Origin of the sequence: Formosa sejongensis (assembly GCF_033447105.1) — a bacterium.
Lineage (GTDB): Bacteria > Bacteroidota > Bacteroidia > Flavobacteriales > Flavobacteriaceae > Formosa.
In genome coordinates this window covers 153,107-167,035 of record NZ_JAWQUN010000007.1, presented here as the reverse complement: position 1 = coordinate 167,035, position 13,929 = coordinate 153,107, and the positions used below count along the sequence as shown (strand labels likewise).

Annotated in this window: 15 protein-coding genes and 1 riboswitch; of the genes, 8 read left to right on the top strand and 7 right to left on the bottom strand. The window is 32.7% G+C overall.

Annotated elements, in window-relative coordinates; all coding sequences use genetic code 11:
- Nucleotide 1 precedes the first annotated feature (1 nt).
- Nucleotides 2-481 carry an acyl-CoA thioesterase gene (locus R6X41_RS09765; RefSeq protein WP_318499773.1) on the bottom strand — a complete coding sequence of 160 codons (480 nt, stop codon included), beginning with the start codon at nucleotides 479-481 and terminating at the stop codon, nucleotides 2-4.
- 116 nt (nucleotides 482-597) lie between these two features.
- On the opposite strand from R6X41_RS09765, the gene R6X41_RS09760 reads away from it, so the two are divergent.
- The 7 genes from R6X41_RS09760 (at nucleotide 598) to R6X41_RS09730 (ending at nucleotide 7,241) form a co-directional block, all read left to right on the top strand.
- Nucleotides 598-1,455 carry a YicC/YloC family endoribonuclease gene (locus R6X41_RS09760; RefSeq protein WP_318499771.1) on the top strand — a complete coding sequence of 286 codons (858 nt, stop codon included), beginning with the start codon at nucleotides 598-600 and terminating at the stop codon, nucleotides 1,453-1,455.
- A 1-nt stretch (nucleotide 1,456) separates the two neighbouring features.
- Nucleotides 1,457-2,032 carry a guanylate kinase gene (gmk, locus tag R6X41_RS09755; RefSeq protein ID WP_318499769.1) on the top strand — a complete coding sequence of 192 codons (576 nt, stop codon included), beginning with the start codon at nucleotides 1,457-1,459 and terminating at the stop codon, nucleotides 2,030-2,032.
- A 6-nt stretch (nucleotides 2,033-2,038) separates the two neighbouring features.
- Nucleotides 2,039-2,617, top strand: a complete 579-nt coding sequence (gene nadD, locus R6X41_RS09750; protein WP_318499767.1) for a nicotinate (nicotinamide) nucleotide adenylyltransferase — start codon at nucleotides 2,039-2,041, stop codon at nucleotides 2,615-2,617.
- 327 nt (nucleotides 2,618-2,944) lie between these two features.
- Nucleotides 2,945-4,096, top strand: a complete 1,152-nt coding sequence (locus R6X41_RS09745; protein ID WP_318499765.1) for an FAD synthase family protein — start codon at nucleotides 2,945-2,947, stop codon at nucleotides 4,094-4,096.
- Between the two features lie 284 nt (nucleotides 4,097-4,380).
- Nucleotides 4,381-4,444, top strand: a riboswitch (Fluoride riboswitch).
- A 44-nt stretch (nucleotides 4,445-4,488) separates the two neighbouring features.
- On the top strand, nucleotides 4,489-5,793 hold the full coding sequence (locus tag R6X41_RS09740; protein ID WP_318499763.1) for a voltage-gated chloride channel family protein: 1,305 nt from the start codon (nucleotides 4,489-4,491) through the stop codon (nucleotides 5,791-5,793).
- Complete coding sequence (locus tag R6X41_RS09735) at nucleotides 5,790-6,134, top strand: hypothetical protein (RefSeq protein WP_318499761.1); 345 nt, start codon at nucleotides 5,790-5,792, stop codon at nucleotides 6,132-6,134. Before R6X41_RS09740 ends, R6X41_RS09735 begins: the two co-directional genes overlap by 4 nt.
- A gap of 105 nt (nucleotides 6,135-6,239) precedes the next feature.
- Complete coding sequence (locus R6X41_RS09730) at nucleotides 6,240-7,241, top strand: NAD(P)H-dependent glycerol-3-phosphate dehydrogenase (RefSeq protein WP_318499760.1); 1,002 nt, start codon at nucleotides 6,240-6,242, stop codon at nucleotides 7,239-7,241.
- 10 nt (nucleotides 7,242-7,251) lie between these two features.
- On the opposite strand, the gene R6X41_RS09725 is transcribed toward R6X41_RS09730, so the two are convergent.
- From R6X41_RS09725 to R6X41_RS09715, 3 genes are read right to left on the bottom strand one after another with little or no spacing between them, the layout of a single operon-like run.
- The gene (locus R6X41_RS09725; protein WP_318499758.1) at nucleotides 7,252-7,647 is read right to left on the bottom strand and encodes a hypothetical protein; all 396 of its coding nucleotides are present in this window, start codon (nucleotides 7,645-7,647) and stop codon (nucleotides 7,252-7,254) included.
- A gap of 4 nt (nucleotides 7,648-7,651) precedes the next feature.
- Nucleotides 7,652-8,671: a phenylalanine--tRNA ligase subunit alpha gene (gene pheS / locus R6X41_RS09720; protein WP_318499756.1), complete on the bottom strand. Its 1,020-nt coding sequence runs from the start codon at nucleotides 8,669-8,671 to the stop codon at nucleotides 7,652-7,654.
- Nucleotides 8,672-8,708: 37 nt separating this feature from the next.
- On the bottom strand, nucleotides 8,709-9,065 hold the full coding sequence (locus tag R6X41_RS09715) for a hypothetical protein (RefSeq protein ID WP_318499754.1): 357 nt from the start codon (nucleotides 9,063-9,065) through the stop codon (nucleotides 8,709-8,711).
- A gap of 127 nt (nucleotides 9,066-9,192) precedes the next feature.
- On the opposite strand from R6X41_RS09715, the gene R6X41_RS09710 reads away from it, so the two are divergent.
- Nucleotides 9,193-9,711 carry a CvpA family protein gene (locus R6X41_RS09710; RefSeq protein WP_318499753.1) on the top strand — a complete coding sequence of 173 codons (519 nt, stop codon included), beginning with the start codon at nucleotides 9,193-9,195 and terminating at the stop codon, nucleotides 9,709-9,711.
- On the opposite strand, the gene R6X41_RS09705 is transcribed toward R6X41_RS09710, so the two are convergent.
- The 3 genes from R6X41_RS09705 to R6X41_RS09695 are packed head-to-tail and all read right to left on the bottom strand — an operon-like array spanning nucleotide 9,708 to nucleotide 13,927.
- On the bottom strand, nucleotides 9,708-11,912 hold the full coding sequence (locus R6X41_RS09705; RefSeq protein WP_318499751.1) for a PepSY domain-containing protein: 2,205 nt from the start codon (nucleotides 11,910-11,912) through the stop codon (nucleotides 9,708-9,710). The two genes, R6X41_RS09710 and R6X41_RS09705, sit on opposite strands and share 4 nt — an antisense overlap.
- A 12-nt stretch (nucleotides 11,913-11,924) precedes the next feature.
- Nucleotides 11,925-12,419, bottom strand: a complete 495-nt coding sequence (locus tag R6X41_RS09700; protein WP_318499749.1) for a DUF2271 domain-containing protein — start codon at nucleotides 12,417-12,419, stop codon at nucleotides 11,925-11,927.
- A 5-nt stretch (nucleotides 12,420-12,424) separates the two neighbouring features.
- On the bottom strand, nucleotides 12,425-13,927 hold the full coding sequence (locus tag R6X41_RS09695) for an ankyrin repeat domain-containing protein (RefSeq protein WP_318499747.1): 1,503 nt from the start codon (nucleotides 13,925-13,927) through the stop codon (nucleotides 12,425-12,427).
- Between the last annotated feature and the right edge of the window lie 2 nt (nucleotides 13,928-13,929).

Here is a 13,929-nt window from a genome sequence, read left to right as displayed (position 1 = left end):
GTTATTTATTTAGAGGTTTTGGTATCTTATTCATAACTCTAGTATCTGCCTTGGTTAGCCATTTAAAATCTTTTGTTTTCGGGAATACTTCAGCCATTTTCATTAATTCGCCTGGAAGCGCTGTTAATTTCCGTTCTTTTAAATTTATCCAGCCTCCTAACATTTCACAATGCGCAATATTTTCACCTTTTTGATTATAAAAATTATGTTCAAATTTAAAAAATTTACCGTCCTCACTTATTCCAGACACTTCTAATCCCACTGTTATTGGCTGTCCTAAAAACGCTTCTTTAAAATAATACATATGCTCGTAAAACACCACTGGACCTATATTGTACTGCGCCATGTCTTTAGCCGAAAATCCGTTTTCTAGCAAAAATGCCATCCGCGTATGACTCATAAAATTAGTATAAGCAGAATTAGCTAAATGGCGATTTGCATCGATATCACTCCATCGTATTTCAAATTGTTTTGTATACATATCTATAATTATTAATTTCCATAAAAATAAAAAATTATACTGTGCACGCATACTAATTTTAGAATTTTCTAAACGCTTAAGTTTAATTACCTTTGCACAACTTTTAATTATAGTTTATGATATATTCAATGACGGGTTACGGTAAATCTGTATTACAATTACCAACCAAAAAAATTTCTATAGAAATAAAATCACTGAACAGTAAAAACCTAGATTTGAATACGCGAATGCCTTCTTTTTACAGAGAGAAGGAATTGAATTTACGTAAACTTATTGCTGATAAACTAGAACGCGGAAAGATTGATTTTTCCATTTTTGTTGAAGTTACAGGTGAAGAGACTTCTACTCAAATTAACAAACCTGTTGTAAAAGAATATTTAAAACAATTGAAAGAAATTGTTGATGGCGATGCTACCGAACTTCTTAAAATGGCAGTTCGTTTCCCGGATGCATTAAGCACAGAACGCCAAGATATTGACGAAGATGAATGGGACAATATCTTAAATGAAATCCATTTGGCATTAAAACATATTAGCGAATACAGACTAGATGAAGGTAAAGTTCTAGAAGCTGATTTTAAAAATAGAATCGCAACTATTGAAAACCTTTTAGAGGAAGTAATCACTATAGACCCTGAGCGTATTGAAGCTGTTAGAGAGCGTTTACGTAAAGGTATAGAAGATTTAAAAGAGAAAGTAGACGAAAACAGATTCGAGCAAGAATTGGTGTATTATATTGAAAAATATGACATCACTGAAGAAAAAGTACGTTTAAAAAACCATTTAGACTATTTTATGACGTCTTTAAATTCTGAAGATTCAAACGGAAAAAAATTAGGATTTATCGGTCAGGAACTTGGTCGTGAAATAAACACAATTGGTTCTAAAAGTAATTATGCACCTATGCAAAAATTAGTTGTGCAAATGAAAGACGAACTAGAAAAAATAAAAGAACAACTTTTAAACGTTTTATAACATGCCCAAAGGGAAACTTATCGTTTTTTCTGCCCCATCAGGTTCTGGAAAAACAACTATAGTAAGACATTTACTTGGTCTTGAAGATTTAAATTTAGAATTTTCAATTTCAGCAACATCACGCGAAAAACGTGGTACAGAAGTAGATGCCAAAGATTATTATTTTTTATCGCTTGAAGATTTTAAAACTAATATTAAAACTGATGCCTTTTTAGAATGGGAAGAAGTCTATCGCGATAATTTTTATGGTACATTAAAAAGTGAAGTTGAGCGCATTTGGGCACAAGGAAAACACGTGATTTTTGATATTGACGTATCTGGAGGTCTACGTATAAAACGAAAATTCCCTAAAGAGACACTTTCAATTTTTGTAAAACCACCAAGTATAGACGAATTAAAAATCCGTTTAAAAAAGCGTAAAACAGAATCTGAAGACAAAATAAACATGCGAGTTGCAAAAGCATCAGCCGAATTAGCTACAGCTCCGCTCTTTGATTGTATTATAGAAAACGACACTTTAGAACACGCACTCGCAGAGGCAGAAAAAGTAGTTTCAGAATTTATAAACAAAGCTTAACATTTCATGAAAATCGGACTCTACTTTGGCACCTTTAATCCCATTCACGTTGGGCATTTAATCATAGCAAATCACATGGCTGAATATAGCGATTTAGATCAGATTTGGTTGGTGGTTACGCCTCATAATCCGTTTAAAAAGAAAAATACACTTTTAGATAATCATCACAGATTAGAAATGGTGTATCAGGCTACAAAAGATTATGAAAAATTAACTGCCAGCGACATCGAGTTTAAATTGCCGCAACCTAGTTATACGATTAATACGCTTACCTACCTCTTGGAAAAACATCCAAATCATGAGTTTTCACTTATTATGGGTGAAGACAATTTAAAAGGATTTCATAAGTGGAAAAATAATGATGTCATTTTAGAAAATCATAATATTTATGTGTATCCTAGAATTTCTGAAGGTAAAACAGAAACTCAACTTAAAAATCATCCTAAGATTCATCGAGTTGATGCTCCTATCATGGAAATCTCTTCAACCTTTATAAGACAGGCGGTTTACGATGGTAAAAGCTGCAAACCACTACTTCCTGAACATGTATGGACATACATAGACGAAATGAATTTTTACAGATAAGAAAAAGGGCAATTCAATTAGGATTGCCCTTTTTCTTATCTGCTATTTTATCTTTTAACCTAAAGTAAAAACACGTAACGCTTCTCCAGGATAACATCTGTTACTCGTAAATTGTTGTATTCTGATAAGAATTAGAAGTTCTTTATAAAAGGGCAATTCATAATGATTTCTGAAATATTTTAAATAACGACACCAAAAGCAGTTATAATAAGTATTACAAGTACGCTTTTACAACAAAGTTGTTGCTCGTTTTCCGCAAATAAAATATCTTGCATACAATTGTTTTTAGAGAGTAAATCCAATTTTAGAATATAAATTAAATATAAGATGAATAAAAAAGTATTTGTTTCTGGGTGTTTTGACATGCTACATAGTGGCCATATTGCATTTTTTAAAGAAGCCTCTATGTATGGTGACTTATATGTTGGGATCGGTTCTGACGCAACTATTTCAGAATTGAAAGGGCGCCAAACCATTAATTCGGAACAAGAAAGACTTTATATGATAAATGCTATTAGGTACGTAAAAAAAGCTTTTGTAAATACGGGCTCTGGAATCTTAGATTTCAAAGAAGATTTAGAAACATTAAAACCTGATTTTTTTGTAGTAAATGAAGATGGTTTTTCTCCTAAAAAAGAAGAATTATGTAACGCTCTTAACATCGAACTAAAAAACCTAAAACGAATTCCAGACGAAGGACTTCCTGAGCGCTCAACAACAGCCATACGATCTGCAGGAAATTGTTCTTTACCTTATCGAATCGATTTAGCAGGTACTTGGATTGACCAACCTTACGTTTCTAAATTTCATCCAGGATGGGCTATTACATTATCTATTGAGCCTATTATAGAATATAACGAACGTTGCGGTATGTCTACCTCTACTAGGAATGCTGCAAAACAAATTTGGCCTTATTATTTACCTTTAGAAAAGCCAGAAAAACTAGCTGAAATACTTTTTAAATTTGAAAATACACCGGGTTCAACTCTAATTTCTGGCGCACAAGATGCCATTGGTATTTGCATGCCAGGTCTCGTAAGACACTATTACGACAAAGCGTATTGGCCTACAAAATTCGAATCTATTGATGACGAATCTACGTTAACCTGGCTAGAAGAGCATATTTACATGGTTATGCTTTGGCCAAGAGAACCTGGCTTAGATCTTTTAGGTGAAACGTATATTAATGAAGACAATGTAAAAGAATTATCCGAAGCGTCTGAAATGGTTTGGGACGCTATAAAGGCTAAAGATTTAGACACCTTTGCTACTGGATTTTTAAATTCATTTAAAGCACAAGTAAAAATGTTTCCTGCAATGGTTAACGATAGAATTAATAAAGAAATCGATAAACATAAAGATCACGCTATGGCATGGAAGCTTGCTGGAGCTGGTGGAGGAGGCTATTTAATTCTAGTTTCAGAGGAACCAATTGAAGACGCTATGCGCATTAATATTAGAAGAAAAGAAGTGCTTTAGCACACCATTTCATAGCCTTTTTAATTATTAAAATCTCTATCAGGCATATCCTAAAACCATAGTAACTACTTGATAGAGATATATTTTAATCTTAGCAATTAGATAACTCTAATAATTATGCCAGAATTGTATAAACAATCACAATCTAATGTTAAAAAATTAATAATCAACAAATTACAAAGTCTATAGATTAAATATGATACACCTTTCAAAAACTTAAATTTACATGAGGATTATAAAGACTCACTAAAACTGATTGATTTTATTTTATTTGTTATAATTTTGTTTCATTGGGCAATGAGGTCTGCCTTAAACCGTTCGCAAAGAACTGATGACTTCTACTTTTTACAGGCTTATTTATGCCTAAGTAGAATCGTTTATATTAGGTAATTATGAAATTTGAAAATCTTAAAAAACAATTAACCTCTTTCGAACAAATCCCCTCTTTATATTATCTTCTTAAATGGTTTGTAATCTGTGCTTTTATAGGGCTCGTAACAGGAAGTATTTCTGCTTTTTTCTTAAAAAGTCTAGAATGGGCGACAAATTATAGAGAGTCAAATTATTGGATAATCGCCTTATTACCTATTGGAGGATTCATTATAGGAATCACCTATCACCTGTTTGGAGACAGTGTCGTTAAAGGAAACAATTTACTTTTAGAAGAATTTCATTCACCTAAAAAAATAATTCCGTTTAAAATGGCACCATTGGTATTATTCGGCACTGTGGTTACTCATTTATTTGGTGGGTCTGCAGGTCGTGAAGGTACTGCTGTACAAATTGGAGGTGCTGTTGCAGACCAATTCACTAAAATATTCAAACTCTCGGATCGCGATCGGAAAATTGTAATAATTGCTGGTATAAGTGCTGGTTTTGCATCGGTTTTTGGTACACCTTTGGCCGGAGGAATTTTTGCTTTAGAGGTACTGATTTTAGGTCGTATTCGTTTAGACGCGATTGTTCCTAGTTTTTTAGCCGCTGTGTTAGCCAACTATTTTTGTGAGATTTGGAATGTTGGACATACACATTACCACATTGATACTGTTGCCGAAATGAATCCTATTAATCTACTTTGGGCCATGTTGGCAGGAATAATTTTTGGGCTAGTAGCCATGTTGTTTTCTAAATCAACACACTTTTGGACAAATCAATTTAAAAAACTTATAAAATATCCGCCATTACGTCCGTGTATTGGTGGCCTAATTTTAGCCATCACTATATATAGTATTGGCACTACAAAATATATTGGATTAGGTATTCCTACAATAGTTGAATCGTTTAGCTCTAACATGAATTCTTACGATTTTTTAGCAAAACTACTCTTCACATCCTTCACTCTTGGAGCTGGATTTAAAGGCGGGGAAGTAACACCTCTATTTTATATAGGAGCAACTTTAGGGAATGTTTTAATTTGGTTTATTCCGCTTCCAATGGGCTTACTCGCAGGTATGGGATTTGTCGCTGTTTTTGCCGGAGCCACCAATACACCAATTGCTTGCACAGTTATGGGAATTGAGTTATTCGGAATTGAAGCAGGCGTTTTTATAGCCATTGCATGTAGCGTTTCCTATTTATTTTCTGGGCATACTGGTGTGTATACTTCACAAATTATTGGAAGTCCGAAAAACAATAGTGTGTTTAGAGAAAAAGGACTTACCTTATCTGAAATTGACGCTAAAAGACATCATAAATGAAAACGTTAACCACAGTAAGAATTTATTTTGAATACGGTAAAAAACGTAAAGATGTCCCCTTTTGGAAAACACTTCACGAATCTGATTTTTCTACACTAATTTTAAAGAAAGCTAAAGCTTCAAACTTAAATCAGGTGTTACAATTTAATGTCTCAAAAGGGTATTTTAATAATGAAAAAATAAACTGGGGACTTGGTGATGTTCAACATTTTAAACACCCCCAAATAATTGAAATCACAGATTCATTAGAGAACATTGAAACTTTTCTAGAACAAGAAAAAATCTTTTTCGAAGACACTTCAATTTATATAATTAAAAATGAAATTTTACTAAAATCTTAAGCTATTGTTATATATTACACTTTAAAATATGCTTTATTAATATTTCATTAACCCAAAAAAACTACTTTTTTACGTACTTTTGAATCTTATAATCTTAATGTTTTTATGAGTAAAGAATTAAAATATGCTGTATTTGGTGCTGGTAGCTGGGCTACTGCCATTGTAAAAATGCTTTGCGAAAATCTGGATGAAGTGGGTTGGTACATGCGTAGTGTTTATACAAAAGAACATTTACTAAAAGAACAGCACAATCCTAATTATTTAAGTTCTGTAGAATTTAAAACAGACGAACTTATTTTAAGTAACGATATAGATGAAATAGCCAATTATGCAGATGTCTTAATTTTTGCAATTCCTTCTGCTTTTATGCAAAGTGAATTAGAAAAATTAACGATAGACATTTCTAATAAAACGGTAGTTTCTGCAGTAAAAGGTATTATACCTGAATCTGGATTATTGGTAGGACAACATTTTCATAATGTATTTAATATTCCATTTAATAATATTGCTGTAATCGCTGGCCCATGTCATGCCGAAGAGGTTGCATTAGAACGTTTGTCATACTTAACCATTTCTTGTGCCGATTCTAAAAAAGCGAAAGCTATTGCAAAAAACCTATCAAGTAATTATATAAAAACAAAAATTAGCGACGATGTTATCGGGACAGAATACGCCGTAATGCTAAAGAACATTTATGCTATTGCTGCAGGGATTGCACACGGTTTAGGGTACGGAGATAACTTCCAGAGTGTACTAATGAGTAACGCTATTCGCGAAATGAAACGCTTTATTAAAAAGATGCACAAAATGAAACGTAATATTAATAATTCGGCATATTTAGGCGATTTATTAGTTACTGGATATTCTTTGTTTTCCAGAAATAGAATGTTTGGAAATATGATTGGGAAAGGCTATACCGTAAAATCTGCACAAATGGAAATGAGCATGGTTGCTGAAGGATATTATGCCACAAAAAGTGCACATTTATTAAACGACAAAAACGATAGAAAAACTAAACTTCCTATAATTGATGCCGTTTACGAAATTTTATATGAAGGGAAAGACCCTAAGAAAACATTCACAAAACTAACCGAAAAACTAGATTAAATCGGGGCTATTATTTCACTAAAACACCCTGAACTCCCATAGTAGGAATAAGCTGAAAAGCCTTTTCGTTTATCGTGTTTTCTTTAAATACGAATGTTTTATCGAACATTTTGTTACCTTCAAAAAAAGAGATTTCAAAAGTGTTTGTTAATGCCAAAACATCTTCTTGAAGGTATTCAATTTTCGCGAAACTTCTAGCAGGAAGTGTGTCTAGTTTATGACGCATTACTGCTGTTTTCTTGTCTTTAGATAGGCCTTTAGTGACGATTAAAACCATCTCTAAATCTACATCTTTATCATTTATAATATAGGCCGTCCACTCGTCTACCCTAAAGGCTTCATTAAATACTTTTACAGCAGCAACATATACACCATCTACTTTTGGAATTTCAATATCTTTCTTCATGAAATTATATAGTAGACTTAAATTGTTCTAAGAAACGCACATCATTTTCACTTAACAAACGAATATCATTTATTTGGTGCAATAACATAGCGATACGATCTATTCCTACTCCAAAAGCAAAACCAGAATACACTTTAGAATCAATATTACAATTTTCCAAAACATTAGGATCTACCATACCACAACCACCAATTTCTAACCAACCGGTTCCTTTAGTAATTTTGTAATCAGATTCTGTTTCTAATCCCCAATACACATCAATTTCCGCGCTTGGTTCTGTAAATGGGAAATAAGACGGACGTAAACGAATTTTAGATTTTCCGAACATTTCAGTAGTGAAATACTGAAGCGTTTGCTTTAAGTCTGCAAAGCTTACATCTTTATCTATATATAATCCTTCAACTTGGTGAAAGAAACAGTGAGAACGTGCCGATATCGCTTCATTTCTATACACACGACCTGGAGAAATGGTACGAATTGGAGGTGCATTATTTTCCATATAACGCACTTGTACAGAACTTGTATGTGTTCTTAACAAGACATCTGGATCTGTTTGAATAAAAAACGTATCCTGCATATCTCTTGCCGGATGATATTCTGGTAAATTTAAGGCTGTAAAATTATGCCAATCATCTTCAATTTCTGGGCCTTCACTAACGTTAAAGCCTATCGTTGAAAAAATATCTATAATTTGATTTTTTACAATTGAAATCGGATGACGTGCTCCAATAGAAATCGGTTCACCGGGTTTAGATAAATCACCATAAACGCCTTTCGACTCCTCATTACCTTCAAATTCAGCTTTTAAAGCATCTACCCGTTCTTGAGTAATATTTTTAAGCTCATTAATTACTTGACCAAATTCCTTCTTTTGATCGTGAGCTACGTTCTTAAATTCAGCAAAATAATCGTTTAACAATCCTTTTTTACCTAAATATTTAATACGGAAAGCTTCAACTTCGTCTTTAGACTGTGCTTTAAACGCTTCTGCTTCAGCAATAAGTTCTTTTATTTTATCAATCATGATATTCCTTCAAAAATGAATGCAAATTTAATAATTCTTACTTTATATATTCGGTTTCCATGAAATAGTTTACAATAGCTTCTTTCATTAAAATACTTTGCTCACCAGCTTTTAAAGTTGGTAGTTGTTCTTTCATGGTATAATGCGGCCAACCATCTTCGTCTACAAAATCAAACTCATAATACCCATAAGGCATCAATAACTTACAGATTGCGATATGCATTAAATCTAATTTCTGGTCCTTTTTAAAAGTACGATCCAACTGTCCTAATTCCTGAAAGCCAATTAAATAAATAATAGCATCTAGATCTAACGTATCGCCATCGGCAAATTGATTCGATAATTTAGTAACGACGTCTTTCCATCGCGTTTTTAATTCTTCGTCTCTTGACATATAATTTTTATTACGCTTAAACTGCGTGCTGCAAAGTTAAAAAATAGCATCTCATATCTCGTAAACATCTCATAAAATATGACAGATTCATTTTAAATATTATATTTGAAAAAACAACCAATTCAATATGAATTTATTAGACATCATTCTTGCTGTATTACTACTTTTTGGTTTAGTTCGAGGATTTATGAATGGTCTTTTTGTTGAAATAGCCTCTTTACTTGCTTTAATTCTTGGTATTTTTGGTGCGATTCACTTTAGTGCTTATACTGCTTCACTTTTTGAAGATAAAGTAGATTGGGATGAAAACTACGTAACCATAGTGGCATTTGCCATAACATTCGTGGTCATTGTACTCGTAATTGGTTTGGCAGGAAAAGCCCTTACAAAACTAGCAAATTTTGCTTTTTTAGGTATTGTAAATAAAATTTTAGGTGGTGTTTTTGGAATGCTTAAAGTTGGTTTAATTGCAAGTATTGCTTTAAACATCTTTGGAAATTTAAATGACACTATACCTTTTATGGATAAAAAAGATATTGACGAATCTATACTTTACGAACCTGTAATGTCAATATCTACAAAACTATACCCTGCAATTAAAGAGAAAGTTGAAGAGAAAAAAGAAGATTTTTTACCTACAGACTAATAACAGTCTAATTTAAGTTGCCCTTTGTTTTTATATACACTTAACGGATATTCTAGATATCGCTCACAAATAGATTCTAAGACTATTAAAACGTCTTTTTGCATCGCTATAGAACCACAAATCATAATCACACCTTTTTGCTTTAAAACGTGAGCTACATGTTCTGCATCGCGCTCTAAAAGATGTTGTACATAAACCTTTTTTTCGTCTTGCTGAGAATATCCAATTTCTAGTTTTTGAAGTCTCTTAGTTTCTAAACTTTCATCTATAATAGATTTATAAATATCGAAAGACGATTCTTGCCTTCCGCCCCAATATAAGTGCATATTCTGACTAGAAGTATTTTGATTTATCATCCCTAAGAATGGCGCAATTCCTGTGCCGTTAGCGATCATTAATACATGCTTAGTGCGTTTAGACAATCGGAATTCTTTATTCTTGATTAAACGTGCTTTTATAACATTGTTTGGATTTAATTCATTTAAATAATTAGAACACAATCCTAATTCCTGACGTTTAACACTTAGAAAAATGGAATCGTTTACTTTTCCAACAGAATATAAACGCTCGATGCTATTTGCTTCGGGTTGTATAGCCAATAAATCGCCAGACTTAAATCGAGATAGCCCTAATTTAGATTTAAATGCAATGGTAAATGTATCGTCCGGATTCTCGTTTGCAATAGATTTTATAACGACTGTAAAAGTTCGTTTTCGTTTTTTATTTTGTAGCACATCATCTCCAGCTAACTGAATTTGTAATCCTACTTTTTTCGACCAAGAATTAATCCACTGTGTATAGGCCTCAAAAGATTTATTATGGATCGTGAATGGCATTAAAAGCTGAACCGCATTCGGGTCTGTTTGAAGCAATTCGTCCACATCGAAAGCATATTTACAGAAATCTGAATATGCTAAAGATCCAAACCCAACTACAGAAAAACTATAGGCATGCTCTGATACTGTATTTTTAAAAGTATCGAAAAACTTATTTGCATTTTCGGGTGCTTCACCTTGGCCATAAGTGGCTGTAATAACAACCAAATGTTCACAATTTTTATAGGTTGAAAATGAATTCAGTTCAGCAATAAAACTAGATTCACCTAATTTCAATAATTGCTTGTGCAACATATTTGCGTATTGCAACGTACTACCATTTTCAGAACCGATTAAAATGATATATTTCGCATTGTCTTTTTTAAATTTATTTTTGAGTTTTGCCTTACGACGTTTTAAGGTCATTGCAAATCCAGAATACACAAAAAACAAAATATTAAGACAGGCTATCGCTAAAATTAGAGACCAAATAATACTCCCTTGCCCCGTATGTAAATTAATACTTAATCGTGATGCAATAGCAATGAATGGATATTTGGATTCGCTTAAAATATCTCCAGTATATTGATTAACTAAAACTTCACGATCTTTTAATTGAAGTGTATAATAATCTTCTACATCATCAGAAAAGGGAAATTCTACACTTCTAACTTCAGATAATTTTGTATCTCTAAAAATAGGTTGATCTTTTATATCTCGTTTTGGAGCCTCAACAATTTCATCATAATTCACATTTTGAGTGAGTGTTTCCTTCGGCAGTAAATCGAAGCGATATAAAGACAAATATACACCTGTAAGCGTAAGAATAATAATAGGAATTAAAGACAACCGTCCTAATACAACATGATAATATTGCGCAAAATTCTCGTTTACAATTGTATTAAAAAACCGTTTAAAACCGCGTTGTCTTTTTACAATTAAAACCGTTCCAGACACAGCAATTAAGAAGAGTAAGAACGATGTAATTCCAATAAAAATACGCCCCGTAGATTTTAAAAATAATGATCTATGAAAGTTCGTTGTCCATTGAAATAACGGAGATTTTTCAATAATATCTCCAATTTTAGTTCCTGTTTTAGGATTGATATAAAAGGTTTCTGCATCTCCTTCTTCTGTAATTACAGATGCCGAAACAAAATCGTTTACGTCGACATCGACGTTTAAAATTTCAATATAATTTGTTTTTAAATGCTGAATCGTTTCGGCAAGTGTCACCTTATTAAAATCATCGACGCGATAAGGTTGCACCTGATTAGAAATGGGTTCGAAGGCCAAAATTATGCCTGTTAGCGAGGCTAATACTATAAAAACAAAAGAAGATACAGCCAGCGCAAGGTGGCTATATCTCCATATTGAAATTGTCATGCTATATTGTTTTTAGTTAGGAATCATACGGATATAACGTACAAATCCGGTACCTTCAACTTTACTTTTAACGCTTACAGATGTTAACTCAAATTCTACATCTTGCTCGTAATATTCTTGATCTTCTACAGCCGATTCAAAACGAATACTATAACCAGAATCTATCTTAGAATCTTCGATTTCAATCACATTAATACTGCGTTGTCCGCCAGCAACCGTTGCCCCTGTAATGGCATCTATATTATTACGTTTTTTTCCGTAGAAAGCAAACCAAGATGTTAAATCGTTGTACCACTCATCGTCGTCTCCTTGCATATACAAGGTTTTCTCGTACTTACCTTCAGGATTAATTAACGAGATTGCAACATAAGCACCTTCACCTGTATAATTAGTCATTTGCACCATACATTTATACTTTGTAGATGCTTCTACAGACTTAAAAGAATAGAAACTAAACACCACAAGTACTAATACGAAAAGTGTTTTTATTACTGAAAATTTATGCATTGAAATTATTTTAAAAAATTAATGTTTACGTTGTTCTCTTTTAAAAGCTCGTTCTCTTGAGCTAAATCGTAAGCCGTTTCTTCGAATTCTGTTGCAATACTTTTATCCGCTCCATTTGCTAATAAATATTTTAAAACGGTATCGTCTTGAGACGACATTGCCGATTTTAATAATGGTGTAATTCCTTCATTATTTTCAGCATTAATATCTACTTTATATTGGGTTGCAAGTTCAAGTAATTCAAAATTATTCTGATCTAAAGCTAAATGATATAATGTATTTCCGTTAGCTTGAACTTTGGAAACATCTAACCCTTTTGATGTTAAAAGTGCTAGTTTCTGATCAAAATCAGCTTCATTTTTTGGTGAATATGATTTAATTAGATAAGCTGTCAAATTATTTCCGCTGGCATCTACAACACTAATATCTGCTCCTTTTTCAATTAAATAAGAAACTACTTCTGGCGAATTATTTTCTACCGCCAAAGCTAAAGCAGATTCTCCTTTTTTATTTGTGAAATTAATATCTCTTAAATTCATTTCAAGTAAAGTCACTATAGACAAGTCGTTACTAGAAGCAGCATTTAAAAACGCTGTATTTCCATTCTGATCTGCTTGATTAACATCTACACCTTCATTTAAAAAATAAATAATAACCGCTTCATCTTTACTTTTAGAAGCCAAACCATGTAAAGGCGTTACTCCATTTTTTGTAGTGATATTAGCTTTTAATCCTTGGCCTTCCAAATATTTAAAAACGTCTAAACCGTTAGAAGTTCCACGACCACCCATACTTGCATAAATCATGGCATTAGCACCTTCATTATTCAATGTTTTATAATCTACACCTTTATCTATAAGTTGATCTAGCATAACGGTGTTTCCAGACTTGGCTACGTAATTAAAAATCCCATTGCCGTCTGCATCCTTACTATTAAGATCTAATCCTTTTGAAATAAAATAATTAATTGTGCTAAAATCTTTAGCACTTTGCGACACTAACAATAACGCATTCGCACCATGATGGTCTAAATCTGTTAATTTTGCACCATTTGCTAAACATAAATCGTAGACTTTAGTATCCTTCTGACCAGTTGCTGCAGCAAAATTTAAAACAGAATACCCGTGATTATCTAAAATATCTGTTTTAGCTCCATGCTTTAAAAGATATTCCATAAGCTCCACATTACCTTTGTTTGCTGCCCAAAAGATATACGTACGTCCATCGTGGGTTAACTTATTTACGTCGTTCCCTTCTAGAGATAACAAATAAATGACTGACGTATTTGGAGCACCCTGTAAAATGGCCATGGTTACAGCATCGAAACTTCTTTCGTTAAGTTGTGCTGGATTATTACCTTCTTTAATTTTTACTTCAATTGTCTCAACGCTAGGTTTAGTTCCCCAGAATTCACGATTAAAAAACACATTAGAGTCTTGTGCCTGAACTAGTGATCCCAGAGCTAAAAACGCTCCTAAAATTCCATTTCTTAATACTGATTTTTTCATGT